Origin of the sequence: Corynebacterium glutamicum ATCC 13032 (genome assembly GCF_000011325.1) — a bacterium.
GTDB classification, from domain to species: domain Bacteria; phylum Actinomycetota; class Actinomycetes; order Mycobacteriales; family Mycobacteriaceae; genus Corynebacterium; species Corynebacterium glutamicum.
Window position 1 is genome coordinate 692,934 of the sequence record NC_003450.3, and the last position, 25,569, is coordinate 718,502.

Sequence of the window (25,569 nt, forward strand, 5' to 3'; positions counted from 1 at the left end):
ATTATTACAATCCGGCTACTTCGGAAGCGTTTGTGGCCGGATTTTTCTATCCTGGAAGGTATTAATACTTCTTTAAGGGTCGGAGGATTTTCGTATGTCTACTAGAACAACGCCACAAGACCGTTATACCGACGAATACGGCATCGAACGCGTCAACAAGGATGAACCCGGCCTGGTGGACAAACTCCGGGACAAGCACGACTGGTTTGATCATCTCATGCGCATGAATGAACGTTTCGGCGCAAAAGGTGGCAACCAATTGTCGGCGGGTATTACGTATTTCTCCGTGCTGTCGATCTTCCCGATTGCCATGCTTGTCTTCGGTATTGCAGGTGTCATCCTTGCCGGAAACCCTGAAGTTCTCACAGATATTCAAAATCGAATCAACGATGCTTTAGAAGGCGAGATCGGTAACACCGTCAACGGCATCATTGATTCCGCGATTGCGCAGCGTGGTGCTGTGTTGGGCATTGGTGGTGTAACTGCCCTGTGGTCTGGACTGGGGTGGATGGCGAACCTGCGCTTTGGAGTTTCCCGCATGTGGGCCATTGACCCAACTGAAGGCAACTTCATTCAAAAGAAGCTCACCGACTTGGTCGCGCTGATCGTCTTGCTGCTGGCCATGGGCGTAGCCTTCGGTATCACGGCGCTCGGTGCTTCCGGACTAACCAAAAACCTGCTGGACTTTGTGGGCCTGGGGGAGATTCCGGGCATTAGCTACATCACCTGGGTGGTCGCAGCACTTGTTGGTGTCTTGGCTAACTTCCTGGTGTTCATGTGGCTGATTTTCTCCCTGCCACGTACCAAAGTTCCCATGAAACCGGGTCTTCAGGCAGCACTGCTTGGCGCAATCGGTTTTGAGGTGGTCAAGCAGGTTGGATCGCTGTTGGCTTCAAATGCATTGAGTAACCCCGCGGGTGCAGCATTCGGTCCGATCATCGGCATCATGGTTGTGCTGTATTTGATCTGGCGCATCCTCATGTATTGCTCTGCGTGGGCTGCCACCAGTGAAGAAGCGTTGCGTCTTGCGACTGTTCCAGCACCAGAGCCTGCGATCATTCGGGTTCGCCATGAAATTGATCCAGGTGAAGAAGTCTCCCAATCTGCTCGAAAAGTGGGCATTGGAGTGGCCGTGGGTGCCGCGACTGCGGGTGCTTTTGCGCTGTTGCGTAAAAAATAGTTTTTATTAAGGGCATTCCCTGATTCCCAGGTGGTGCCACATTGTTTATGGTGGAGATATGAACACGAACTTGCCGAACCTATACACCGCATTTGACCTTGATCGAAGTGAATCCTCCGAAGCTTTAGGTGTTTCCCTTTCTGCCCGCGATCTTCGCTTAGAACAAATGGGAATTGCCCAGGACGATCCTCGACGTGCCCAAACCGTCCAAGCTTTCGCAGTGCTTGCAGACCCAGCAAAACGCGCCACCTACGATGCTCAATTAGAAGCTGGAGTTCCACTCACCTGGGCGCAGATTCAGCATTTAGGAAACTTCGGCACCTTGCCTTCCACCCCTACTGCGCAGCCGTTTGCGGCACCTCAGCCGGAGCCGTCGCCGGAACCGCAACAGCAGTGGAATAGCGGACAAAACTATGCGTATGGCAATCCGACCATGGATTACCAAACTCAGCAGAGCTACAACCCGATGCAGGACCAAACCCAAGCGTCGATGTATGCGCAACCTTTCGCGAACACCCCTGCACCGATGTACAACAGCAATCAGGTTTTTAACAGGCCTACTGCGGGTACGCGTTTGTGGATGGCGATCCTCGACAGTATTTTTGCCGGCATCGCTGGTGGAATTGTCTCCGGTATTTTCGGCTTTGGATCTGAATTCCTCACCAGTGTCATCATGATTTTGGTGCTGATCGTCTATATCGTGGGTAGTGAATCCTTCCTGGGATCCACCCCTGCGAAGAAGATAATGGGCTACGAGACCCGTGATGTGGACACTCACTCCAAGCTTTCCGCTGGTGCCGCAGCAAAGCGCAACTGGTGGAAACTGATCAGCTTCACCGGTATCGGTTCTGTGGTGTCGTTTGTGATGGCCATCGTTTATGGCTCTTCCATTAATGAAAGCAATCAGATGCGCGGTATGCACGACCGCTTGGCCAACGCAGAGGTCGTGAAGAAGAACACCTAGTTCTTTTTCTTGGGAGATCTGAATGTCCACGCTAGTGCGGCGATTAGCAACAGCACGATGATTCCGATGGGCACCACGAGCTTAAGCAGCGTGTTCTGCGACCCACCCTCACCTGAAGTCAGGTTGTCGGTGGGTTCTGGTAATTCTGGGGTCGCCGGTGCCACATCGTTCGCGCTGCCGGAGCCCAGCTGGCCCACGCCGGACCCCGGCGTGATGGGGAGGGAGGCGTCGATAAGCAATCGTGCTTGTTCCCACGGACGAATGTCGCTGACGGTGGAATCCAAGAGTACGGCGGCGAGGCGGCGACCACCCCGATCGAGACCGCCGACAAAGGTGTGGTTCGCGTCGTCGGTGTAGCCGGTCTTGCCGCCGATGCCATCAGGATCGTTCATGAACAAGGCGTTATCGTTCCAGACTTGGAAACCCTCATTGTCGCCCCAACCAGGGAAATCAATGTGATCGGTGGAGATAATCGACTCGAAAACCGGGTTCTGCCACGCATGCTGATAAATCAATGACATGTCGTATGCGGAGGTCGACATTCCCGGCGCATCCAAACCGGAATAAGTGGCAACGAAGGTGTCTTGAGTGCCCAACTCCTTGGCCAGCGCGTTTACTTTCTCCAGGGTTGCTTGATCCCCACCAAGTTCCTGAGCCAACAGATACGCCGCATCGTTACCGCTGGCTAAAAGAAGACCGTGCAGCAGCTGATCAACGGTATACTGGCCGCCCTCGCCGACACCCACGCGGGAGCCCTCGATGTTGGCGGCTTCCATCGTGCCCGTGACCACGGTGGTGGGGTTCAGCTCATCGATGGCAACCAAGCTGAGTAACACCTTGATGATCGATGCGGGGCGATACCTTCCGTGGGGATCCTTTGCTGCGATGATCTCACCGGAATCAATATCAAACACCATCCACGCCGACGCAGTGATAGTTTCATCAGAATCTTCAGGAAGCTCAAAGCCATTGGGAGTGATCACACCGCATGTCGCCAATTTCTCACCACCTGCGGGAACAGATGGAACCGGAACCAGCGCGGGCGTTTGTGCACCCGGCGCGACTACCTCTGATGTGCTGCGCGCCGGGGAAGGAGATTCCTTGTAGGGGCACAGATCAGTGTTGGGAGCTTCCAACCGGGTGGTGGGGGTAAGCGCGTCGTCGATGATGTCTTCGAGAGTTTCTGCGTTGTCGGCTGTCACTTCGGGGACGTTGTCGATCGGTTCCTGTGCTACCGCAACAGTGGGTAAAAGTAGCGCCCACGTTGTCAGAAGTGCTGTGAATCCGTGTCGAAGTGATCTCCTCATGGGTTGGACATATTACCTTTTCTTGCGTGCTCGACGAGGGACCGGTGGTGTTTAGGCGTGTCTGTGTGCCTGTGATGTCGTGGCCGGCTGGGCGGCTATTTAAGAGGTCGAGATTCCTAGATGAATGCTTGTGTGGTTTAGTGCGTTAAAAGGCCTTAGAGACGAATCTGGAGCCTCTGTTTTTGGGCGATGCTGGACAGAAAAAGGATGGTTTCCAGTGCGACCAAACAAGAGTGCCCACGAGAGCCTCGAAACCAAACTTTGGGCATCTGTGACCGGTATTGAGGCCGCAAAACCACACAGGTGTGCCCACGGACCGGGAAAAGCTGATCCGTGGGCACTCCTGTTTGGTGCGGTGGGGACGAACCCCAAATAGGCGACCTAGAACTTGCTGAATCGCTTGATCAGCATCTCCTCCAGCTCGCGCCAGCTCTCAGAGTGGTCGTTGAATGGTGCGTGAGGGACATATCCGGAGGTGTCGCTGCCGCCGAGCATGTAGGAGATGTAGTCCTGCATGCGTGGGTTGGCCAGGAAGTAGGAATTCATGGAGTCGTCGTCGGCCCAGTCGGCGGTGTCTGCCATGAGTTCGTAGGCGCGGGCCATTTGTTGGGTGTCTACGGCGTCGACGGAGGTGTTGATGTCTTTGACCAGGCCGTTGAAGGAGTAGACGTTGTCGCTGTGGACGAGGAGTTCGGTTTCACCGGCGTTGATGCCGAGCATGAGGTCGCTCCAGGTGGAGGCGCGGGCGAGGTCGTGGTCATCGTGTTCGACGAGCCAGCGCAGGAGGGATTTTTGGCTGTTGAAGGTGAAGATTTCGCCGAATTTTCCGAGGAATACTGGCTGTCCGCCGAGGTAGGTGCGCAGGGTGTAGATGGTGCGTCCGTCGATGGAGACCTTGATGGGGTCGATGCCTGCTGCAGCCCATGGGGAGTTGTCGTAAGGGTCGACCTTTTCGGCTTCTTCCTTGGCGATTTGCTCTTCAGCCTCGCGAGCTGCCTGAACAGCTGCTTGTGCTTCTTGAATGCGGGTTGCGGCGTCTTCGGTAAAGAGGCTGTTTACTTCCTTGACGGTGATGGCTTCGTCGAGGGCGTCGACAACGCCGTTCCAGTTGGTGGCTACTGCGCGACCAACGGAGGTCCATTCGCCCAGGCCGTTGGGTCCGGAGTAGTGCTCGGATCCGCGGTCAACGTTGCTGAGCACGGAGTGGGAGGAGAAGAACACGGTGACTGGGGAGGCAGCGGTGACGTGGCCGAGGCTGCGCATGACAGCGAAGATGCGGGAGAGGGTTTTGACGTTTGCGTAGGAGGGGCGATCGGCAAGAAGTGCTGGTGCGCCGATGATGTCGAGCTCTGCGTTGGCGTCTGGGACAACGCGGGCTGCGTCGCCGGAGTTGAATTTCTTCCACTCTGGGTGGGAGGTCAGATCATGCTTGTCGTCGGATTCTAAGAAGACGAGGAGCTCTTCCGGGGAGTTGAATACATAAAGGTCATCGTTCGCACCGAGAAACGCTTGCCATTCATTGCCGCCTTCGCGCCAGTTTGGTGCCCACAGGGTATAGAAGTCACCTTCTGTGAGGGAGAGTTTAACGGGAACGATTCCTTTTTCAGCCATGCTGATAAATCCTAGCCGGTAGTGGTTTTCTTCGTCACGTATGAGGTAGGGCCTTTAAGGATTTTCTTAGCCTGTGGGTCGGAAGTAGCCGTGAAAAGCCATCCCGATGTTGGAGGTTCGGATGGGATTGAGCTGCACGGGGTCGCCGGCTTCGATGATTTGCCCACCGCCGGCGTACATGGCTACGTGGCCGTCCCAAATCAGTAGATCGCCTTCTTGAAGTTCGTCGTAGGTGACTTGCCGGCCGACTGCTTGCTGGTCCGCGATGCGCGGAATTTCCACCCCGGCGCGACGCCAAGCCCACTGTGTTAAACCGCTGCAGTCGAAGCCGGAAGTGCTGGTCCCGCCCCATAAATAGGGTGTGCCGAGGGCTTCTTTCGCCGCGGCTACTGCTTGTTTGCCCACCTCGTTGTCATTGCTTGGCGCCTGCGCCGCCATATAGACCGGCGCAGTTTCCGCGACGGGTTCGGCGGTGGGCTCAGGTGTGAGGTCCTGAATCTGCACTAGCTTTTCGACGATTGGTTGCACCTGTCGGGACATCTCTTCTAGCCGTTGACTGGCTTCGGCAATCATCAGTCCAGGAAGTGAAATTAATTCGGTGCGCGCTGCGAAAGATTCCGCCGGATTCATGGAGAAACTGCGCATGACTAATCCCGCTGCCTGGTTGAGGTAGTGCTGCGCGGTGGTGGCGATGTCGTGGCGGGCTGCGTCAATGAGGGGAGCGGCCTGGATGAGGGAGGTGACAAGGAGGTGGTGTTGTTGTGACGTGGCGTCGAAAAGCGATAAAAGGGTGGTGGGGTTGGCGCTGAGCTCGCGCCCGAGCGCGATGGCGGCTGAAATGTCAGGCGCCTGCGGGATGGCCAGTTGCGGAAGTTGTGCTGGTTCGTGTGTGGCTAGGCGGCTAAGGGCGCTGATCAGACCGATCATGTCAGGCGCTCCAATGCGTGTGCGAGTTGGTCGTCGGTGTCTTCGATTTCAGCGAGGCCCGTCAGCGCGCGGTTTCCTAAATTCTCGGCGGTGTGGGACAGCAAGGTGAGGTTGCGGGCATAGGTGGCAAGGGAGGCGGATAGTGCCTGGTGGATATCAAACTGCGCGCCAGAATCAGTGGGAAGCGCGGGCACAGCAGGGGTGGGCAACAAACACAGCTCGTGGGCGAGCTCTTTGGCGTGGGGCAAATTAATCCTCATACTTTGTTGGACTGGAAAAGTGGCCGTTTGGTTCCCTCCAAGCCCAAATTCGCCCGCGCGGTCTTCTTCTGGGCGGCAATGATTTAACATGTGAAGCTATGGACATCACCATCGTCAACCACCCACTCGTTGCTAGCCGCCTAACCCTGTTGCGCGACGAGCGCAGCGACAACGCAGCTTTCCGTGCAGCAGCCAACGACCTCGGCGCCATGCTGATCTACGAAGCATCCCGAGATCTGGAAGTCGAACACTTCGACACCAAAACCCCCGTTGCCATGGCTGAAGGTACTCGCCTGAAGCAGCCACCCATCATCGTTCCCATCATCCGTGCAGGTCTCGGCATGATCGACCCAGCGCTGTCGATGATTCCGGATGCACAGGTCGGCTTCATTGGCCTTGCCCGCGATGAGGAAACCCATGAGCCAGTCCCATACCTTGAGGCGCTGCCACAGGATCTAAGCAACCAGCCTGTATTCCTTGTCGATCCCATGCTGGCCACCGGCGGTTCCCTCCTGCACGCGATCCGCCTTCTTGCTGATCGTGGCGCCACCGACATCACCGCCATCTGCATGGTTTCTGCGCAGCCAGGTGTGGACGCATTGGCGGAATCTGGTCTTCCAGTTCGTTTGGTTACCGCCACCATCGACCCAGGTCTAGACGAAAACGCCTACATCGTGCCTGGTCTTGGAGATGCCGGTGATCGTCTCTACGGTCCGCGAAACATCGACCTTTAAAAGTTTCTAAGGGCATTACGGAAAATTCTTGCCCACTGTAGTGGGCGGTGAGTATTCTTATGCATCGGCAATGTTGTCTATGTGTCGAAGGAAATGTCGGAAAAGCGGTGGTCAAGCTATGGCCACGCTTTCGCGAGCCGACTGAAAAAACTTCGAACCCTCCGTGGCTTCAGCCAAGAAGAGCTCGCAGATCTCTCCGGAGTGTCCCGAAACACCATTTCTAATTACGAGCGCAACGAAAACAACAAGGGCAACGCCGTCGATCCGCAGCTGTCCAACATCTACAGGTTGGCCCAAGCCCTCGATGTGCCGCCCATCGCGCTCATGCCCGCCGGCTCCGTGCCCGTGGCAAAAATCTGCGTCGACGAAACCGCCGCCATTGACGTGCGGTGGCCTTCAGAAAAAGATCCACTGCTTTTCGACGCAGACCTCCGGCTCACCCGCAACCGCGAGCAGCCAGGAAACTAAAGCTTGCTCAACCAGCTTTGGACTTCATCCTCCAGCTGATGCAACAACTGAGCTGCTTCATCATGGGAGCTGGCCTGACCAACTTCCAAATAGAGCTTGGCTTTCGCCTCAGTTCCAGAGACTCGACCAATAGCACGGATATGCACATGCCCCACCTGGCCATGCAAAGCAATGCCCTGTTTTTCAGGAAGAATATGTGGGGTGACAGACACTCCAATGAGTTCTTGCTGAGGATGCGCAATCCAGTGATCAACTAACTCGCGTGGACTGCTCGTGCGCACAGCAATTTGCGAGGACGCAAAATACCCATATCGGCGATACAACTCATTGAGTTTTTGCTGCAGGCTTGCGCCCTGAGCCTTCAGTTCGGCAGCCCACGACGCCATGAACAACGCTGTAGAGATGCCGTCCTTATCCGGCACGACATCTGGAACCGGGCAGGTGCCCACAGCTTCCTCATAAGCGAAAGCAAGCGGTCCGTCGAGACCATCGGCAGCCCTCGACAGATTTTTGAATCCCGTCAGTGTCTCGGAATAATCCCACCCTTTATCCTCGGCGATGATACCCAGAAGCTGCGAAGACACCACCGTGGTGGCAACCACGGGACGTGGGCCTTCACCGGAATACTCCGGAACCAAACGAGTAGCCAAAAGTGTGCCCACCTCATCGCCAGAGAGCATTCGGTGGCCGCCATCAGCGGTACGAATACCCACAGCACAACGATCGGCATCAGGATCAAGCGCAAACAAAATGTCAGCGTTCTTTTCCTTTGCGCGTTCCAACAACAACTCAATCGCAGAAGGCTCTTCCGGATTGGGGAACGCCACAGTGGGGAAGGTGGGATCAGGATACTGCTGAGCCTTCACGCCATGAGTATGGGGAAAACCAGCAAATTGGAAAGCATTGGCCATCGCGCGGCCACCCACACCATGCAGAGCGGTATACACCACGCGAAGATTGCCCCGCTCAGAATTCACCCGCAACAAATCAGCCTGATCAGGAGTCACCAACGACACCATCTCATCAACATATCGACGCAGCTGATCAGCAGTGGGGCGCACCGTCACCCGAGGAACCCGAATCGGATCTTCCACAGCATTGATATGCGCCTCAAGCTCAGGCTCCAGTTCAGAATAAAGCTGGCGACCATTAGACAAAAACACCTTGTAGCCATTGTCCGCCGCACCATTATGCGAAGCCGTGATCTGAACGCCCGCATCCAACCCATGCTTGTTCACCAACCACGGAATCAACGGCGTAGGGCTAGGCGTGGGGAGCAACGTCACCTCAAAACCAGCACCCGCGAACACCTCCGCAGTGGTTGCAGCAAAAGTATGCGAACCATAGCGAGCGTCATACCCCACAACGACCCGCAACGGACCATCTTGGGGATACAACGCCCTGCCGATTCCTGTTTCATCCTCAGGAACCAAATGCGGCACTGGATTTAGTGCCGCACGTTCTGCCAACCAACTAGCAACACCTGCTGTAGTTCTGGTTACCTGCAAAACATTCATCTGATGGCGCGCCGGGCCAACTGGTGCACGCAACCCTGCTGTGCCGAAACTAAGCTGACGAGACTCGTCCATGAACACCCCGATCCTTTGTTTTCGTGGGATCACTATTAGACTCGACTCTACCGCGCTGCAGGTTTTCCTGATACGCCTGCGGACAAAACAGAAAGGTATTTCACGTGATGGAAATTGGTGTGCAGGTTGCCTCATGGATGGACCGCCACCATGACGAGGTCATAAAGTGGCGCAGGCATTTGCACAGCCATCCTGAGCTCTCCCACATGGAATACCGCACGACTGAGTATTTGGCCTCGGTTCTGAAAGATCACGGCATGGAACCACACCTGTTCCCAGGAACCGGTTTGATGGTGGATATCGGACCAGAAGGGGACTCCCGCCTGGCGTTTCGCGCTGATATCGATGCCCTTCCGCTGCTTGAATCAACCGGCTTAGAGTTCTCTTCCACAGCCACTGGCGTTGCGCATGCCTGCGGACATGACGTGCACACGGTGATCGCTTTGGCACTTGCCTGTGCACTGAACACCATCGAACTGCCCATCGGCATTCGGGTGATTTTCCAGCCGGCAGAAGAAGTCATGACTGGTGGCGCAACGGACGTCATTGCCCACGGTGGCCTTGATGGTGTGGATGCGATTTACGCCATCCACGTTGAACCCAAATTGAAGGTCGGTCGCGTCGGTGTACGCGCTGGCGCGATTACTTCTGCCTCAGATGTGATCGAAATCAGAGTCAAGGGTGAAGGAGGACATAGCGCACGTCCACACCTCTCCGCTGATGTTGTTTACGCCTTGAGCAAATTGGTCGTTGATCTTCCCGGTTTGCTGTCCAGGCGCGTCGATCCACGCACCGGCACCGTGCTTGTTTTCGGCACCATCAACGCCGGCTATGCGCCCAACGCGATCCCAGATTCCGGCATCGTGTCAGGCACCTTGCGTACAGCCGACATCTCTACCTGGCGTGACATGCGTCCGCTTATCTCTGAGCTGGTGGAACAGGTGCTCGCACCCACCGGAGTCACCCATGAACTGATCTACAATCCGGGTGTTCCACCAGTGCTTAACGACGATGTCGCCACCGCTTTGTTGGCAAGCGCAGCACGCGACATGGACACACAATCTGTTGTCCAAGCGCCGCAGTCATCCGGTGGAGAAGACTTCTCGTGGTACCTTGAACACGTCCCAGGATCAATGGCCCGGTTGGGTTGCTGGCCGGGGCACGGACCCAAGCAAGACCTCCATCAAAGTGACCTGGTTGTGGATGAGCGAGCCATCGGAGTTGGCGTCAGGCTCTTTGGCTCCCTTGTGCAGCAGTACAGTAGCCGATCTGAAGCTTTCTTAAATTCCTAATGGGGGTAGTGTGTAGGGCTGGCTCTAAATTGCTGACACGTCACCCAGGCTAATTCAGCAGTAATCATTTAGACTTGGAACCGCTTACCAGTGGTTTCAACAATGCATTCACCCAGCTCACACGTGTGGAGGTGCCTTAATGGCAAAGAGGATCGTAATTATCGGCGGTGGACCTGCAGGCTATGAAGCCGCACTCGCAGGCGCTAAATACGGTGCAGAAGTTACCGTTATTGAAGATGTCGGAGTTGGCGGATCCGCAGTCACCATGGACTGTGTACCTTCAAAGTCCTTCATCGCTGGTACCGGTATCAAAACCGACCTCCGACGTGCTGATGACATGGGACTTAACCGTGGGCTTGGAAAAGCACACCTAGAAATCGATGCACTGAACATCCGTGTGAAGGACCTTGCGAAAGCACAGTCCGAAGATATCTTGGGCCAGCTGCAGCGCTCAGATGTCCGCATGATTAACGGTGTGGGCCGCTTTGATGATTACAACACCAAGCAAACCACCCACTACATTAAAGTCACCCACAGCGATGGCTCCGAAGAAACCGTTGAGTGCGATCTGGTGCTGGTTGCAACTGGTGCAACCCCCCGCATTCTTAAAGGTGCAGAGCCAGACGGCGAGCGCATCTTGACCTGGCGTCAGGTCTACGACATTGAAGAACTCCCCACCCACCTTATCGTGGTTGGTTCCGGTGTGACCGGTGCGGAATTTGTCTCTGCGTTTGCTGAACTCGGCGTCAAAGTCACCATGGTGGCATCCCGTGACCGCATTTTGCCTCACGATGACGCAGATGCCGCAGACGTGCTGGAAACCGTTCTGGCTGAGCGCGGAGTATCCCTGGAAAAGCATGCCCGCGTGGAGTCTGTCACCCGCACCGAAGACGGTGGCGTGTGTGTTCGCACTGCTGACGGACGAGAAATCTACGGTTCTCACGCGTTGATGACTGTTGGTTCCATTCCAAACACGGCAGATCTTGGCCTGGAGAACATCGGTGTTGAGCTGGCACCATCCGGCCATATCAAGGTTGACCGCGTCTCCCGCACCAACATCCCCGGTGTGTACGCAGCAGGTGACTGTACTGACCTATTCCCACTGGCGTCCGTTGCAGCGATGCAGGGCCGTATCGCCATGTATCACGCACTCGGTGAAGGCGTGAGCCCCATCCGTTTGAAGACTGTTGCCACCGCAGTGTTTACCCGCCCAGAGATCGCAGCAGTAGGTATCACCCATGCACAAGTTGATTCCGGCGAAGTGTCTGCTCGCGTGATTGTGCTTCCTTTGGCTACTAACCCACGCGCCAAGATGCGTTCCCTGCGCCACGGTTTTGTGAAGCTGTTCTGCCGCCGTAACTCTGGCCTGATCATCGGTGGTGTCGTGGTGGCACCGACCGCGTCTGAGCTGATCCTACCGATCGCTGTGGCAGTGACCAACCGTCTGACAGTTGCTGATCTGGCTGATACCTTCGCGGTGTACCCATCATTGTCAGGTTCGATTACTGAAGCAGCACGTCAGCTGGTTCAACATGATGATCTAGGCTAATTTTTCTGAGTCTTAGATTTTGAGAAAACCCAGGATTGCTTTGTGCACTCCTGGGTTTTCACTTTGTTAAGCAGTTTTGGGGAAAAGTGCAAAGTTTGCAAAGTTTAGAAATATTTTAAGAGGTAAGATGTCTGCAGGTGGAAGCGTTTAAATGCGTTAAACTTGGCCAAATGTGGCAACCTTTGCAAGGTGAAAAACTGGGGCGGGGTTAGATCCTGGGGGGTTTATTTCATTCACTTTGGCTTGAAGTCGTGCAGGTCAGGGGAGTGTTGCCCGAAAACATTGAGAGGAAAACAAAAACCGATGTTTGATTGGGGGAATCGGGGGTTACGATACTAGGACGCAGTGACTGCTATCACCCTTGGCGGTCTCTTGTTGAAAGGAATAATTACTCTAGTGTCGACTCACACATCTTCAACGCTTCCAGCATTCAAAAAGATCTTGGTAGCAAACCGCGGCGAAATCGCGGTCCGTGCTTTCCGTGCAGCACTCGAAACCGGTGCAGCCACGGTAGCTATTTACCCCCGTGAAGATCGGGGATCATTCCACCGCTCTTTTGCTTCTGAAGCTGTCCGCATTGGTACCGAAGGCTCACCAGTCAAGGCGTACCTGGACATCGATGAAATTATCGGTGCAGCTAAAAAAGTTAAAGCAGATGCCATTTACCCGGGATACGGCTTCCTGTCTGAAAATGCCCAGCTTGCCCGCGAGTGTGCGGAAAACGGCATTACTTTTATTGGCCCAACCCCAGAGGTTCTTGATCTCACCGGTGATAAGTCTCGCGCGGTAACCGCCGCGAAGAAGGCTGGTCTGCCAGTTTTGGCGGAATCCACCCCGAGCAAAAACATCGATGAGATCGTTAAAAGCGCTGAAGGCCAGACTTACCCCATCTTTGTGAAGGCAGTTGCCGGTGGTGGCGGACGCGGTATGCGTTTTGTTGCTTCACCTGATGAGCTTCGCAAATTAGCAACAGAAGCATCTCGTGAAGCTGAAGCGGCTTTCGGCGATGGCGCGGTATATGTCGAACGTGCTGTGATTAACCCTCAGCATATTGAAGTGCAGATCCTTGGCGATCACACTGGAGAAGTTGTACACCTTTATGAACGTGACTGCTCACTGCAGCGTCGTCACCAAAAAGTTGTCGAAATTGCGCCAGCACAGCATTTGGATCCAGAACTGCGTGATCGCATTTGTGCGGATGCAGTAAAGTTCTGCCGCTCCATTGGTTACCAGGGCGCGGGAACCGTGGAATTCTTGGTCGATGAAAAGGGCAACCACGTCTTCATCGAAATGAACCCACGTATCCAGGTTGAGCACACCGTGACTGAAGAAGTCACCGAGGTGGACCTGGTGAAGGCGCAGATGCGCTTGGCTGCTGGTGCAACCTTGAAGGAATTGGGTCTGACCCAAGATAAGATCAAGACCCACGGTGCAGCACTGCAGTGCCGCATCACCACGGAAGATCCAAACAACGGCTTCCGCCCAGATACCGGAACTATCACCGCGTACCGCTCACCAGGCGGAGCTGGCGTTCGTCTTGACGGTGCAGCTCAGCTCGGTGGCGAAATCACCGCACACTTTGACTCCATGCTGGTGAAAATGACCTGCCGTGGTTCCGACTTTGAAACTGCTGTTGCTCGTGCACAGCGCGCGTTGGCTGAGTTCACCGTGTCTGGTGTTGCAACCAACATTGGTTTCTTGCGTGCGTTGCTGCGGGAAGAGGACTTCACTTCCAAGCGCATCGCCACCGGATTCATTGCCGATCACCCGCACCTCCTTCAGGCTCCACCTGCTGATGATGAGCAGGGACGCATCCTGGATTACTTGGCAGATGTCACCGTGAACAAGCCTCATGGTGTGCGTCCAAAGGATGTTGCAGCTCCTATCGATAAGCTGCCTAACATCAAGGATCTGCCACTGCCACGCGGTTCCCGTGACCGCCTGAAGCAGCTTGGCCCAGCCGCGTTTGCTCGTGATCTCCGTGAGCAGGACGCACTGGCAGTTACTGATACCACCTTCCGCGATGCACACCAGTCTTTGCTTGCGACCCGAGTCCGCTCATTCGCACTGAAGCCTGCGGCAGAGGCCGTCGCAAAGCTGACTCCTGAGCTTTTGTCCGTGGAGGCCTGGGGCGGCGCGACCTACGATGTGGCGATGCGTTTCCTCTTTGAGGATCCGTGGGACAGGCTCGACGAGCTGCGCGAGGCGATGCCGAATGTAAACATTCAGATGCTGCTTCGCGGCCGCAACACCGTGGGATACACCCCGTACCCAGACTCCGTCTGCCGCGCGTTTGTTAAGGAAGCTGCCAGCTCCGGCGTGGACATCTTCCGCATCTTCGACGCGCTTAACGACGTCTCCCAGATGCGTCCAGCAATCGACGCAGTCCTGGAGACCAACACCGCGGTAGCCGAGGTGGCTATGGCTTATTCTGGTGATCTCTCTGATCCAAATGAAAAGCTCTACACCCTGGATTACTACCTAAAGATGGCAGAGGAGATCGTCAAGTCTGGCGCTCACATCTTGGCCATTAAGGATATGGCTGGTCTGCTTCGCCCAGCTGCGGTAACCAAGCTGGTCACCGCACTGCGCCGTGAATTCGATCTGCCAGTGCACGTGCACACCCACGACACTGCGGGTGGCCAGCTGGCAACCTACTTTGCTGCAGCTCAAGCTGGTGCAGATGCTGTTGACGGTGCTTCCGCACCACTGTCTGGCACCACCTCCCAGCCATCCCTGTCTGCCATTGTTGCTGCATTCGCGCACACCCGTCGCGATACCGGTTTGAGCCTCGAGGCTGTTTCTGACCTCGAGCCGTACTGGGAAGCAGTGCGCGGACTGTACCTGCCATTTGAGTCTGGAACCCCAGGCCCAACCGGTCGCGTCTACCGCCACGAAATCCCAGGCGGACAGTTGTCCAACCTGCGTGCACAGGCCACCGCACTGGGCCTTGCGGATCGTTTCGAACTCATCGAAGACAACTACGCAGCCGTTAATGAGATGCTGGGACGCCCAACCAAGGTCACCCCATCCTCCAAGGTTGTTGGCGACCTCGCACTCCACCTCGTTGGTGCGGGTGTGGATCCAGCAGACTTTGCTGCCGATCCACAAAAGTACGACATCCCAGACTCTGTCATCGCGTTCCTGCGCGGCGAGCTTGGTAACCCTCCAGGTGGCTGGCCAGAGCCACTGCGCACCCGCGCACTGGAAGGCCGCTCCGAAGGCAAGGCACCTCTGACGGAAGTTCCTGAGGAAGAGCAGGCGCACCTCGACGCTGATGATTCCAAGGAACGTCGCAATAGCCTCAACCGCCTGCTGTTCCCGAAGCCAACCGAAGAGTTCCTCGAGCACCGTCGCCGCTTCGGCAACACCTCTGCGCTGGATGATCGTGAATTCTTCTACGGCCTGGTCGAAGGCCGCGAGACTTTGATCCGCCTGCCAGATGTGCGCACCCCACTGCTTGTTCGCCTGGATGCGATCTCTGAGCCAGACGATAAGGGTATGCGCAATGTTGTGGCCAACGTCAACGGCCAGATCCGCCCAATGCGTGTGCGTGACCGCTCCGTTGAGTCTGTCACCGCAACCGCAGAAAAGGCAGATTCCTCCAACAAGGGCCATGTTGCTGCACCATTCGCTGGTGTTGTCACCGTGACTGTTGCTGAAGGTGATGAGGTCAAGGCTGGAGATGCAGTCGCAATCATCGAGGCTATGAAGATGGAAGCAACAATCACTGCTTCTGTTGACGGCAAAATCGATCGCGTTGTGGTTCCTGCTGCAACGAAGGTGGAAGGTGGCGACTTGATCGTCGTCGTTTCCTAAACCTTTCTGTAAAAAGCCCCGCGTCTTCCTCATGGAGGAGGCGGGGCTTTTTGGGCCAAGATGGGAGATGGGTGAGTTGGATTTGGTCTGATTCGACACTTTTAAGGGCAGAGATTTGAAGATGGAGACCAAGGCTCAAAGGGAATCCATGCCGTCTTGGTTTAATACTGCACCCGTCTAATGAAAATCATTACTATTAGGTGTCATGATGGACCATGCACACGATTCCTGCTCACCAACTCTGCGCCGTGATTTGGAGGTCACTGGCCAGCTCCAACCTGAGAAAGCTGTCGATTTAGCAGCGCCGCACGAAGGGAAGGTTGCCAATATAACGAAGGTGACCTCCTCAAATATGGAGCACACCATCACGCAGGCCTCAAAAGCTAAGGAGGTGGTGGTGCTCATTGGTCACTCCCTGCTGCCCACATTTCAGGATTTGGAAAAAGACATTCTGCACTTTCAGGCAGGTAATAAAGGGCGATTTTCTGTAGCGATTGTTGATCCTGATCGCAGTGCAGATGTGGTTGCCAGATTTAGGCCAAAACAGATTCCGGTGGCATACGTGGTGAAAGATGGCGCCAGCATTGCGGAGTTCAACTCGCTCAACAAGGAGCCGGTTGCACAATGGCTTGATCATTTTGTGTCGCGGGAAACGATCCCCAATGAAAAAGAGGGGGACGTCGATAAGCAAATAGACCCGCGCCTGTGGCGGGCAGCGGAATTGGTGAACGCCGGTGATTTTCGCGCGGCGTTGGCGTTGTATGAGCAGTTGCCGCAGGATGCGACGGTGAAGCGGGCGCACGCGGCGGTGTCGGTATTGGCGCGGATGTCTGTGGCGGATCGGGGAGAGGATCCGATCGAGAAGTCGCGCCGGGATCCAGACGATGTGAACAAGGCGCTGGCGGCGGCGGATATGTATGTGTTGATGAATCAGCCGGACACAGCGCTCGCGCACCTTGCAGCACTATTGCCAAAACCGGAGGCTGCCCGGCGGATCGTGGAGTTGCTGAACTTGTTTGATCCGCTGGACCTGGTCGCATTGGAAATCAGGGCGCAGGTGGGGAATGCAATGAGCTAAGAAAACACTTTAAATATTCTAAGAAACAGTTCAAGTTTTGCTGTAGTTTAGATATGACAAGGCAATGACACAAGGAGACAAATGAAGAAGGCCATGAGAGCTGCGATCGGGCTCGCTGTTTCCACCGCCATGACATTTGGGATAGCTCCGAGCGCACACGCTTTTACCGCACTGTCGAGCAACATTTTTGCCCCACCAGCTCGCAATACTGAAAATGCGAACGGCGATGTGAGTCAGGTTGAATTAGAAGTATTTGCGCTCGTTAACCAGCATCGAATTGCCCATGGTGTAGCACCGTTGGCGATGAATGAGTCTCTTAATTCCGGCTCTAAGAGCTGGTCTTATACAATGTCGCGAACCGGAAATTTTGTTCATTCTAGTGGCGGAAACTATGGCGAGAATATTTACTGGGCTAGCAATATCCGCCCAGCTTCGCTCATTTTTGAAAGCTGGAAGAACTCACCTGGGCATAACCGGAATATGCTAGACACGCGCTACTCCCAGATTGGTGTCGGAGTTGTCTATGATAGTTCTGGCCAAACGTGGGCGACAACTCAGTTTTATTTTTAGTGCAAAAAGGGCTTCGAAAAGTAGTATGACCAGTGCTTTTTGCGGATATGGTCGATGATTGAAGGACATTTTATAGGCTGTCGATTCGGCCCGTTGCCCAAATTTCTAAGCAAGGCAACGGAAGGAATCGAATGCGTCTGAGCTTGAGGAAGAGCCCCGGAAATTCCTTCGGGGTCACTGCCTTTACGCTGCCTTTACGAGCGAAGTCACTGTGGAATTCACGGACTTGAGGAACTCACAAAACCAGTGCCGCCACTTCCGCATCGGTAAGCGTCGCGCCTTGTAGCAGTGCGAGCAAGGTGGGGCCGTCGATGTGGATGCCGATCAGGACCAATTCAGTGCCGGGGGTGATCTCTGAATTGGCCCAATAGGCGGCCGGGCGAATGCTCAAATTGGGGCCGGCTTGGTGCCAGACCTGGACGATGTTGAGGTGATCAGCGATCCAGCAATAGCCTTTGGAGCGAACGAGTCCAGTGGTGGAACGCAGTACCTGAAGTAGGCGATCCTTGTTGAACGGCCGGTCAGAGCGGAATACCACGGAACTGATGCCGTATTCCTCGGTTTCGGGAGTGTGCGGGTTTTCGAGTTCTTCCGTGTAGCCCTCGTAGGCGCGGGCGGTGGCTTCGTCGTAGAGGAAAGCTCCGAGGATGTCGTCGGTGATGGGGGAGCCGTCATTGAGGCCATCGATGAGTAAGTCAATGCGGGCGCGTGGACTCATGCTGGCGATTAGTGCGCGGGTTTGCTCGAGGACAGTGCGGTCCACCAGGTCGGATTTGGTGATGTAGATGCGGTCGGCGAACTCGATTTGATCGGTGAGTAGGTCGGCGATGGTGCGTTCATCGTCCTCGGTTGCGCCCATGTCAGCCTCGGTGAGGGAGGTGTTTTTGCGGATGAGGTCGATGAATTGGGTGGCATCGACCAGGGTGACCATGGTGTCGATCGGTGCTTTGTCAGCCAGGCGGGTGCCGTCATCCCACTGCCATTCAAATGTGGCGGCTACCGGCATTGGTTCGGAGATACCCGTGGATTCGATGACGATGTGGTCGAAGCGGTCGCTGCTGGCGAGTTCGCCGACGGAATCCACGAGGTCTTCGCGCAGGGTGCAGCAGATGCATCCGTTGGTCAGTTCCACGAAGCGGTCTTCGCCGCGGGTGAGGTGGCCTTCGGATGCGATGAGGGCTGCGTCGATGTTGATTTCTGAAAAATCGTTGACAATGACTGCGATTTTCCGGGATCCTCGGTGGTGGAGGATCTGGTTGAGCAATGTGGTTTTTCCGGAGCCGAGAAATCCTGATAGCACGGTGACTGGGGTCGTTGTGGCCATGTGAAAGCCCTCCTTTTGGGAATCATTTTCAATAGAGTCGACGCAAGTGTACACTTCTTAATGGAAATTGTTTTCAATAAAGTCAAGTTTTTTGACCTTCGCTTTTTAGGAGCACCCCATGTCATCTCATGATCTCGTTGACGTAGTTGTCGTCGGCGCCGGCGCTGCAGGTCTCGCCGCCGCTGTCGCGCTCGGCCGCTCACTGCGCAGTGTCATCGTCATCGACGCTGGTCAACCCCGTAACAGCTATGCGCACGCTGCTCACAATGTCCTCGGCCAGGAAGGCATTGCGCCCGCCGAGCTGCTGGAAAAAGGCCGCGCCGAAGCGCGTTCCTATGGCGTCACCATTGCGCCCGGGCGCGTAGCAAAAGTTGAGCGCACCGGTTCCACCTTCGCCATAACGCTTGACGACGCCTCCCTCCTTCACTCTCGGCGCATCATTTTGGCCCACGGCGCCGTTGACGATCTGCCAGAGGTAGAAGGACTGTCAGATTTTTGGGGAACCAAAGTGTTGCACTGCGCTTACTGCCACGGCTTTGAGGCCCGCGATTCTGAAATCGTCGTGGTGGGTACCTCGCCCATGGCTGCGCACCAAGCGTTGATGTTCTCGCAGTTGTCCAAAACTGTCAGCTTGGTGGGCACGATCGACATTGATGAACAAACCAGCGAGAGCCTAGATAGTGCTGGAGTAAAAGTGTTGGGCACCAATGCGGTGCGCGTATCCGCCGAAGGTGATGGCCTGTCTGTGGAACTGTCCGAAGGCGATCATTTAAGCTGCGACAACATCGTGGTGGCATCTCGTCCACTGGTGGATGGCACGCTGTACACCCAACTTGGTGGTCAGATGGAAGAAAACCCGATGGGCAGGTTCATTCCAGGTACCCAAACCGGGCGCACTCCTATTGAAGGTGTGTGGGCTGCCGGAAACGCGCAAGCTCCCATGGCGATGGTCTATGGTTCCGCTGCTCAAGGCGTGATGGCTGGAGCAGAGATCAACTTTGATCTGATCCTGGAAGATATTTCCGTGGCAAGCGCGCAGAGCTAAACTGCGTGAGGTTGTGGCCTGTCACACATAATCGGCCTAGGGTGGGACTTTAAGGAAACAGTGCACAAATAAATCTCAAGGAGCCCCATGCGCATCCACGATGTTTATACCCACCTTTCGGCCGATAACTTTCCCAAAGCAGAGCACCTTGCGTGGAAATTCTCCGAGCTTGCCACCGACCCCGTGGAGGTGACACCGGATGTTTCGGAGATGATCATCAACCGGATCATCGACAACGCGGCGGTGTCTGCCGCGTCGGTGTTGCGCCGGCCTGTGACTGTGGCCAGGCAACAAGCGCAGTCCCATCCGCGGGAAAAGGGCGGAAAAGTTTTTGGAATTTCAGGCAGCTACTCACCAGAGTGGGCTGCCTTTGCTAATGGTGTGGCCGTACGTGAATTGGACTTCCACGATACATTTTTAGCAGCTGAATACTCCCATCCCGGCGACAATATTCCACCACTTCTTGCAGTAGCGCAGGCTCAGAGAAGCAGCGGCAGGGATCTCATTCGGGGTATCGCCACTGCCTATGAGGTGCAGGTGGAATTGGTGAGGGGGATCTGCTTGCATGAGCACAAAATTGATCACGTAGCCCACCTTGGTCCCAGCGCTGCAGCGGGTTTGGGCACGTTGTTGCATGTAGATGAGGAAACCATCTACCAGGCGATCGGCCAGGCATTGCACACCACGACGGCTACGAGGCAGTCGCGAAAAGGTGAGATTTCCAGCTGGAAGGCGTTCGCGCCAGCGTTTGCGGGAAAGATGGCCATTGAGGCGATGGATCGTGCGATGCGTGGGGAGGGTTCGCCCGCACCGATTTGGGAGGGCGAAGACGGGGTCATCGCGTGGCTGTTATCGGGCAAAGATCATGTTTATCATGTGCCATTGCCGGAACACGGCGAGCCCAAGCTGGGGATTCTAGAGACTTACACAAAGGAACATTCAGCGGAATATCAATCGCAGGCACCGATTGATCTGGCGCGCAGGATGAAGCCACTGGTTGACGCGGCTGGCGGAACGGAACACATTGCAGAGATTGTGCTGCGCACCAGTCACCACACGCATTATGTGATTGGCACTGGGGCGAACGATCCGCAGAAGATGGATCCGCAGGCCTCGCGTGAAACCCTGGATCATTCCATCATGTACATTTTCGCCGTCGCGCTTCAAGATGGCGTGTGGCACCACGAGTTTTCCTACACCCGCAAGCGTTCCACCCGCCCGGAAACTGTGGAGCTGTGGCACAAGATTCGCACCGTGGAGGATCCTGAATGGACGCGCCGATACCATTCTGATGATCCTGCAAAAAAGGCCTTTGGTGCGAAAGCAGTGATCACAATGGCTGATGGCACCGTGATTGAGGATGAATTGGCTGTCGCGGATGCCCACCCGCTGGGTGCTCGGCCGTTTGCGCGGGAGAATTACATTGAAAAATTCCGCACACTCGCGCAGGGGATTGTCATTGATTCAGAACAGGAACGCTTCTTGCATGCCGTGCAAAGCCTGCCTGACCTGGATGATCTTGATCAGCTCAACATCGAAGTCGACATAAGCAACCAGGCCGCGACGAAAGCGGGGCTGTTATGAATCTCTTTTCGAATGGTGTTGATGTGGGGAGGCGTCGACAAGCATTTAAAGCGGCACTCGCCGCACCCCACATCGCCCGGCTGCCCGGCGCATTCTCCCCTCTGATTGCGCGCTCCATCGAAGAAGCCGGCTTCGAAGGCGTCTACGTTTCCGGCGCCGTCATAGCTGCTGACCTGGCACTACCCGATATCGGCTTGACGACGCTGACCGAAGTCGCCCACCGCGCGCGGCAAATTGCGCGCGTCACAGACCTAGGAGTGCTTGTCGACGCCGACACCGGCTTTGGCGAACCCATGTCGGCCGCACGCACCGTCGCCGAATTGGAGGACGCCGGTGTGGCCGGATGCCACCTTGAAGACCAAGTCAACCCCAAACGTTGCGGGCACTTGGACGGCAAAGAAGTCGTGCGCACAGACGTGATGGTTCGACGCATCGCAGCCGCCGTCTCGGCCCGGCGCGACCCGAACTTTGTCATCTGCGCCCGCACCGACGCCGCTGGAGTGGAAGGAATCGACGCCGCCATTGAGCGCGCGAAAGCCTACTTAGATGCGGGCGCCGACATGATTTTCACCGAAGCCCTCCACAGCGAAGCCGACTTCCGATACTTCCGGCACGCCATCCCTGATGCCTTGTTGCTGGCGAATATGACCGAATTTGGCAAAACGACGCTGCTGTCAGCCGACGTGTTGGAAGAGATTGGCTACAACGCCGTGATCTACCCCGTGACCACGCTGCGTATTGCCATGGGACAAGTAGAACAAGCACTAGCCGAAATCAAAGAACACGGTACCCAAGAAGGATGGCTGGACCGCATGCAACACCGCAGCAGATTATATGAGCTCCTGCGATACGAAGACTACAACGTCTTTGACCAGCACATTTTCACCTACAGAAAAGGAGAAAACAATGAGTGACAGCCAAGTCCGCAAAGGACTCAACGGCGTCATCTCTGACTACACAAGCATTTCCAAAGTGATGCCAGAGAGCAACTCGCTGACTTACCGTGGCTACGCCGTGGAGGATTTGGTGGAAAACTGCAGCTTTGAAGAAGTGATCTACCTCCTGTGGTTTGGGGAGCTGCCCACCACTGAACAACTCCGGACCTTCAACACGACAGGTCGAAGCTACCGCTCACTCGACGCCGGACTGATTTCCCTCATCCACTCCTTACCCAACACCTGCCACCCCATGGACGTGCTGCGCACCGCAGTGTCCTACATGGGTACCTTTGATCCCGATCCGTTTACCCGCGATGCCGATCATATCCGAAGCATTGGACACAACCTGCTTGCGCAGCTTCCCATGGTGGTTGCCATGGATATCCGCAGGCGAAGTGGGGAAGAGATCATCGCACCTGACCACAACAAAGGTATCGCTTCGAATTTCTTATCCATGGTGTTTGGCAATGATGATGGTTCTGTAGCCAACTCCGCAGATGACATCCGCGATTTTGAACGCTCCCTCATCCTCTACGCCGAGCACTCCTTCAACGCCTCCACATTCTCAGCCCGCGTGATCTCATCAACGCGATCCGATACGTATTCGGCGATCACAGGTGCGATCGGTGCTCTCAAAGGCCCACTGCACGGAGGTGCCAATGAGTTTGTCATGCACACCATGCTGGATATCGACGATCCCAACAATGCTGCCGACTGGATGGGCAAGGCGTTGGATCGTAAAGAACGCATCATGGGATTCGGGCACCGCGTGTACAAAAACGGCGACTCCAGGGTCCCCTCCATGGAGAAATCCATGCGCTCCCTTGCTGCTCGTCACCGTGGTCAAAAATGGGTGCACATGTATGAGTCGATGCAAGAAGTCATGGAGGCTCGCACTGGCATTAAACCCAACCTCGACTTCCCGGCCGGCCCTGCCTATTACATGCTGGGATTCCCCGTCGACTTCTTCACACCACTGTTTGTGCTGGCCCGAGTGTCAGGGTGGACGGCACACATCGTGGAGCAATTTGAAAACAATGCGCTGATCCGACCATTGTCTGCCTACAACGGAGTGGAAGAAAGGGAGGTGGTGCCCATTTCGGAGAGAACCTAATCAGTGAGGCTGATTTCTAAATAGCCTTGTGCCCATCTGGTGATGGTGTCGCGGCCCTCCGCCACAGCATCGCCGATGGTTTTCGGAGCGAGCACTGGATCATTGGGCAATTGGGTGGCGGGATCACCTGCGGGCACGACCTCGAGTGTGCGCTGCTTGGGATCAAGGCGTGCCAGTGCCAGTAGTTCAACACTGGTCTGCTCGCAGATAGCCCAGGTGTATTCGGTGTCCTCGTGCCAGGCTGTGGTGGCGTCCGCGATGAACTGTGCTGCATCGGCAAGGATCAGTGAGAGCGCCGGGACATCATCAATCCGATTATCTGAGGTGAGCTTGCGGGCGTAGAAACGACCGCCGTTTAGTTCCATGGGTTCCATAGTGTTTTTTAAGTGCTGCCTTTTTAGTTGAGGAGTTGGACAGGGGCTGGGCGGATAGATTCTTGACCCGATGGTGGGAATGCACGCTGCACACAGTTCTCCCGAGGACAGATCCGACAACCAGGGCCGATCTCTGCGGCGGACTCGGGATCCAAATTAAGGCCTTGGGAATACACCAAGCCTGGTGCCTCGCTGATATCGCAGCCCAGGCCGATGGCGAATTCCGCAGCAGGATACCCGAAACCATGAGTTCGACCTTTCACCGCGCGTGCGAGCCACAAATAGGTCCGGCCATCCGGCATGCGAGCAACCTGGCGGGTGATGTTTCCCTGACGTTCAAAAGCACGATGCAGCGCCCACAAAGGACAAGTGCCGTCTGTTCGCGAGAAGTGGAACGTAGCTGCAGATTGCCGCTTGGAGATATTTCCTGCACGATCCGAGCGCACAAAGAAAAACGGCACCCCTGACGCCCCCGAACGCTGCAGAGTAGACAGGCGGTGGCATGCAGACTCGAAAGACACTCCAAACGCCTCAGAGATCAACTCGATGTCATAGTGCTTATCCTGGGCGAATTCCAAAAAGCGGGTGTACGGCATGACAACAGCAGCCGCGAAATATTGGGAGAGACCCACCTTAGCCAGGCGGATAGCTGCCTCAGAAGGGAGATCCGGTTGATCTGTGGTCAGGGTATCCAAGAGCTCTGCATGAGCAAGAAACGTCAATTCCTCCGCCAACTGGAAACACTGCTGCGCCTCGCTGAGATCTTGCCGCAGCAGAATCTGACGCGATTGGGGATCAAAGTGCCTCCGGCCAGTAATATCCGGCGCCCGGAAACGCACCGTGATGTTGTACTCCGCATCAAGCAACTGCGCGAGCCTAGTAACCCGAAGTCCCGGCTGACCAATGGCAGTTGCCAACTCCTCTCCAAGGCGATCGAGCGAATCAATGTAGTTTTTGTGGGTGGCAAAATAATCCCGAACAAAATCATGCGCAGAACTATGCGTGGGATCAACCTCAGCAGGCTGGATAATATGCTGCGCTAACTGAGGGAAACGATCCGCGAAATCTAAAAGATCATCCATCGACATCGTCGGACCCTGATTCATCGCCAAGGTTTCAGCCAGTCGGGTAGCAGTGGCCGTACCCCGGTCAGGGGAGAAGTAACTGGCCTCAACATCGAACACTTTCATCAGCTGCAGAAGCACCGTGGCAGTGAGTGGCCGTCCGTCATTTTCCAACTGGTTGAGATAGCTGGTGGAGAGATCAAGCTTGTCGGCCAATGCTGATTGGGTGAGCTGATGGGTTCGGCGCAGTGCATTGATCCTTGCCCCCGCGTAAAGCTTCGACATCCTTTGACAACCTCCCGAAAAGCTTATGACCTCATGATTTAACTAGATTTACAAAAACCTTCAAATCCACACGACACAATTACACAAATTTTACCTTGTGCATTGAAAGCCGTCAGCCGATTAGCGTTAAAGAAAATAAAAAACCACAAGGGGAGCACACCATGAAAGACACCACCGAGATCAACTGGCAAGGCTACGCCGATGGAACCGCAATCCGCGAAGCAGTCATCCACTCCATTGAACGAGAAGTATCAGCGGGCGAGCAGCCAACCCCAAACGATCTTAAATTTCTCGGGCTGTTCCAGCACCGCGCCGGGTATGTGGGCTCGTTGATCACCGGTTAAGTGTGGGGAGCAGGCTGGCTAAATAACAATCAACGCAGCGAACCGTGAAAGCCCACAATGCGGTGTACATTCGACAACAAGATTTCCTGATTTTGACCACCTTTTTACCGAAATCTTGTTGTCGAATGTACAACAGGGGCAGAGTGTAT

General features: G+C 55.4%; 22 protein-coding genes. 14 read left to right on the forward strand and 8 right to left on the reverse strand.

From position 1 onward, the window contains the following. Positions 1–94 precede the first annotated feature (94 nt). The gene (locus tag CGL_RS03385) at positions 95–1,180 is read left to right on the forward strand and encodes a YihY/virulence factor BrkB family protein (RefSeq protein WP_003858295.1); all 1,086 of its coding nucleotides are present in this window, start codon (positions 95–97) and stop codon (positions 1,178–1,180) included. Between the two features lie 58 nt (positions 1,181–1,238). Next, a complete protein-coding gene (locus CGL_RS03390) occupies positions 1,239–2,144 on the forward strand; it encodes an RDD family protein (protein ID WP_011013809.1) in 906 nt (301 codons plus the stop codon). Here the strand turns inward: CGL_RS03390 and CGL_RS03395 are convergent. The 4 genes from CGL_RS03395 to CGL_RS03410 form a co-directional block, all read right to left on the reverse strand. Next, entirely contained in the window at positions 2,141–3,346 is a 1,206-nt protein-coding gene (locus CGL_RS03395; RefSeq protein WP_172820760.1) for a D-alanyl-D-alanine carboxypeptidase family protein, read from the reverse strand. The genes CGL_RS03390 and CGL_RS03395 overlap by 4 nt on opposite strands. A gap of 486 nt (positions 3,347–3,832) precedes the next feature. Beyond that, the gene (locus CGL_RS03400; RefSeq protein ID WP_011013811.1) at positions 3,833–5,062 is read right to left on the reverse strand and encodes a hypothetical protein; all 1,230 of its coding nucleotides are present in this window, start codon (positions 5,060–5,062) and stop codon (positions 3,833–3,835) included. A gap of 66 nt (positions 5,063–5,128) precedes the next feature. Continuing rightward, the gene (locus CGL_RS03405; protein WP_011013812.1) at positions 5,129–5,989 is read right to left on the reverse strand and encodes a C40 family peptidase; all 861 of its coding nucleotides are present in this window, start codon (positions 5,987–5,989) and stop codon (positions 5,129–5,131) included. Further along, positions 5,986–6,237, reverse strand: coding sequence for a hypothetical protein (locus CGL_RS03410; protein ID WP_003858290.1), 252 nt, complete (start codon positions 6,235–6,237; stop codon positions 5,986–5,988). The genes CGL_RS03405 and CGL_RS03410 overlap by 4 nt, the downstream gene beginning before the upstream one ends. Positions 6,238–6,347: 110 nt before the next feature. Here CGL_RS03410 and upp point away from each other — a divergent pair, with 110 nt between their 5' ends. Together upp and CGL_RS03420 are read left to right on the forward strand one after the other, a co-directional pair. Then, positions 6,348–6,983, forward strand: coding sequence for a uracil phosphoribosyltransferase (gene upp, locus CGL_RS03415; RefSeq protein WP_003858289.1), 636 nt, complete (start codon positions 6,348–6,350; stop codon positions 6,981–6,983). Between the two features lie 93 nt (positions 6,984–7,076). Continuing rightward, the gene (locus tag CGL_RS03420; RefSeq protein WP_003863635.1) at positions 7,077–7,451 is read left to right on the forward strand and encodes a helix-turn-helix domain-containing protein; all 375 of its coding nucleotides are present in this window, start codon (positions 7,077–7,079) and stop codon (positions 7,449–7,451) included. Here CGL_RS03420 and CGL_RS03425 read toward each other — a convergent pair. Beyond that, the gene (locus CGL_RS03425; protein ID WP_003858287.1) at positions 7,448–9,040 is read right to left on the reverse strand and encodes a phospho-sugar mutase; all 1,593 of its coding nucleotides are present in this window, start codon (positions 9,038–9,040) and stop codon (positions 7,448–7,450) included. The two genes, CGL_RS03420 and CGL_RS03425, sit on opposite strands and share 4 nt — an antisense overlap. Before the next feature lie 107 nt (positions 9,041–9,147). Between CGL_RS03425 and CGL_RS03430 the strand changes: the two genes are divergently transcribed. The 5 genes from CGL_RS03430 to CGL_RS03450 all read left to right on the forward strand — a co-directional run bounded on the left by CGL_RS03430 (position 9,148) and on the right by CGL_RS03450 (position 17,348). Then, positions 9,148–10,332, forward strand: a complete 1,185-nt coding sequence (locus CGL_RS03430) for a M20 family metallopeptidase (protein WP_011013814.1) — start codon at positions 9,148–9,150, stop codon at positions 10,330–10,332. 139 nt (positions 10,333–10,471) lie between these two features. Beyond that, complete coding sequence (locus tag CGL_RS03435; protein ID WP_011013815.1) at positions 10,472–11,881, forward strand: NAD(P)H-quinone dehydrogenase; 1,410 nt, start codon at positions 10,472–10,474, stop codon at positions 11,879–11,881. A gap of 396 nt (positions 11,882–12,277) precedes the next feature. After that, entirely contained in the window at positions 12,278–15,700 is a 3,423-nt protein-coding gene (locus CGL_RS03440) for a pyruvate carboxylase (RefSeq protein ID WP_011013816.1), read from the forward strand. 205 nt (positions 15,701–15,905) lie between these two features. Then, positions 15,906–16,778: a thioredoxin gene (locus CGL_RS03445; RefSeq protein ID WP_011013817.1), complete on the forward strand. Its 873-nt coding sequence runs from the start codon at positions 15,906–15,908 to the stop codon at positions 16,776–16,778. Positions 16,779–16,859: 81 nt separating this feature from the next. Continuing rightward, the gene (locus tag CGL_RS03450) at positions 16,860–17,348 is read left to right on the forward strand and encodes a CAP domain-containing protein (RefSeq protein WP_011013818.1); all 489 of its coding nucleotides are present in this window, start codon (positions 16,860–16,862) and stop codon (positions 17,346–17,348) included. 235 nt (positions 17,349–17,583) lie between these two features. Here CGL_RS03450 and CGL_RS03455 read toward each other — a convergent pair whose 3' ends face one another. Further along, a complete protein-coding gene (locus CGL_RS03455; protein ID WP_011013819.1) occupies positions 17,584–18,672 on the reverse strand; it encodes a GTP-binding protein in 1,089 nt (362 codons plus the stop codon). A 118-nt stretch (positions 18,673–18,790) separates the two neighbouring features. Here CGL_RS03455 and CGL_RS03460 point away from each other — a divergent pair, with 118 nt between their 5' ends. From CGL_RS03460 to CGL_RS03475, 4 genes are all read left to right on the forward strand, one after another. After that, positions 18,791–19,717 (forward strand): NAD(P)/FAD-dependent oxidoreductase, encoded by a 927-nt coding sequence (locus CGL_RS03460; RefSeq protein ID WP_011013820.1) that lies wholly within the window; start codon positions 18,791–18,793, stop codon positions 19,715–19,717. An 87-nt stretch (positions 19,718–19,804) separates the two neighbouring features. Beyond that, a complete protein-coding gene (prpD, locus tag CGL_RS03465; RefSeq protein ID WP_011013821.1) occupies positions 19,805–21,301 on the forward strand; it encodes a 2-methylcitrate dehydratase PrpD in 1,497 nt (498 codons plus the stop codon). Then, positions 21,298–22,215, forward strand: a complete 918-nt coding sequence (gene prpB / locus CGL_RS03470) for a methylisocitrate lyase (protein WP_011013822.1) — start codon at positions 21,298–21,300, stop codon at positions 22,213–22,215. Before prpD ends, prpB begins: the two co-directional genes overlap by 4 nt. Next, positions 22,208–23,353: a bifunctional 2-methylcitrate synthase/citrate synthase gene (locus tag CGL_RS03475; RefSeq protein ID WP_011013823.1), complete on the forward strand. Its 1,146-nt coding sequence runs from the start codon at positions 22,208–22,210 to the stop codon at positions 23,351–23,353. The genes prpB and CGL_RS03475 overlap by 8 nt, the downstream gene beginning before the upstream one ends. Here the strand turns inward: CGL_RS03475 and CGL_RS03480 are convergent. Further along, positions 23,350–23,727, reverse strand: coding sequence for a hypothetical protein (locus CGL_RS03480; RefSeq protein ID WP_011013824.1), 378 nt, complete (start codon positions 23,725–23,727; stop codon positions 23,350–23,352). The two genes, CGL_RS03475 and CGL_RS03480, sit on opposite strands and share 4 nt — an antisense overlap. A gap of 23 nt (positions 23,728–23,750) precedes the next feature. Then, entirely contained in the window at positions 23,751–25,076 is a 1,326-nt protein-coding gene (locus tag CGL_RS03485) for a helix-turn-helix domain-containing protein (protein WP_011013825.1), read from the reverse strand. Between the two features lie 161 nt (positions 25,077–25,237). Here CGL_RS03485 and CGL_RS03490 point away from each other — a divergent pair, with 161 nt between their 5' ends. Next, positions 25,238–25,420 carry a hypothetical protein gene (locus CGL_RS03490; protein WP_003863623.1) on the forward strand — a complete coding sequence of 61 codons (183 nt, stop codon included), beginning with the start codon at positions 25,238–25,240 and terminating at the stop codon, positions 25,418–25,420. Positions 25,421–25,569 lie beyond the last annotated feature (149 nt).

Coding starts and splice junctions, on each gene's coding strand:
- CGL_RS03385 (WP_003858295.1), top strand. CDS start 95: ATGTCTACTAGAACAACGCCACAAGACCGTTATACCGACGAATACGGC.
- CGL_RS03390 (WP_011013809.1), top strand. CDS start 1,239: ATGAACACGAACTTGCCGAACCTATACACCGCATTTGACCTTGATCGA.
- CGL_RS03400 (WP_011013811.1), bottom strand. CDS start 5,062: ATGGCTGAAAAAGGAATCGTTCCCGTTAAACTCTCCCTCACAGAAGGT.
- CGL_RS03405 (WP_011013812.1), bottom strand. CDS start 5,989: ATGATCGGTCTGATCAGCGCCCTTAGCCGCCTAGCCACACACGAACCA.
- upp (WP_003858289.1), top strand. CDS start 6,348: ATGGACATCACCATCGTCAACCACCCACTCGTTGCTAGCCGCCTAACC.
- CGL_RS03420 (WP_003863635.1), top strand. CDS start 7,077: ATGTCGGAAAAGCGGTGGTCAAGCTATGGCCACGCTTTCGCGAGCCGA.
- CGL_RS03425 (WP_003858287.1), bottom strand. CDS start 9,040: ATGGACGAGTCTCGTCAGCTTAGTTTCGGCACAGCAGGGTTGCGTGCA.
- CGL_RS03430 (WP_011013814.1), top strand. CDS start 9,148: ATGGAAATTGGTGTGCAGGTTGCCTCATGGATGGACCGCCACCATGAC.
- CGL_RS03435 (WP_011013815.1), top strand. CDS start 10,472: ATGGCAAAGAGGATCGTAATTATCGGCGGTGGACCTGCAGGCTATGAA.
- CGL_RS03445 (WP_011013817.1), top strand. CDS start 15,906: ATGATGGACCATGCACACGATTCCTGCTCACCAACTCTGCGCCGTGAT.
- CGL_RS03450 (WP_011013818.1), top strand. CDS start 16,860: ATGAAGAAGGCCATGAGAGCTGCGATCGGGCTCGCTGTTTCCACCGCC.
- CGL_RS03455 (WP_011013819.1), bottom strand. CDS start 18,672: ATGGCCACAACGACCCCAGTCACCGTGCTATCAGGATTTCTCGGCTCC.
- CGL_RS03460 (WP_011013820.1), top strand. CDS start 18,791: ATGTCATCTCATGATCTCGTTGACGTAGTTGTCGTCGGCGCCGGCGCT.
- prpD (WP_011013821.1), top strand. CDS start 19,805: ATGCGCATCCACGATGTTTATACCCACCTTTCGGCCGATAACTTTCCC.
- prpB (WP_011013822.1), top strand. CDS start 21,298: ATGAATCTCTTTTCGAATGGTGTTGATGTGGGGAGGCGTCGACAAGCA.
- CGL_RS03475 (WP_011013823.1), top strand. CDS start 22,208: ATGAGTGACAGCCAAGTCCGCAAAGGACTCAACGGCGTCATCTCTGAC.
- CGL_RS03480 (WP_011013824.1), bottom strand. CDS start 23,727: ATGGAACCCATGGAACTAAACGGCGGTCGTTTCTACGCCCGCAAGCTC.
- CGL_RS03485 (WP_011013825.1), bottom strand. CDS start 25,076: ATGTCGAAGCTTTACGCGGGGGCAAGGATCAATGCACTGCGCCGAACC.
- CGL_RS03490 (WP_003863623.1), top strand. CDS start 25,238: ATGAAAGACACCACCGAGATCAACTGGCAAGGCTACGCCGATGGAACC.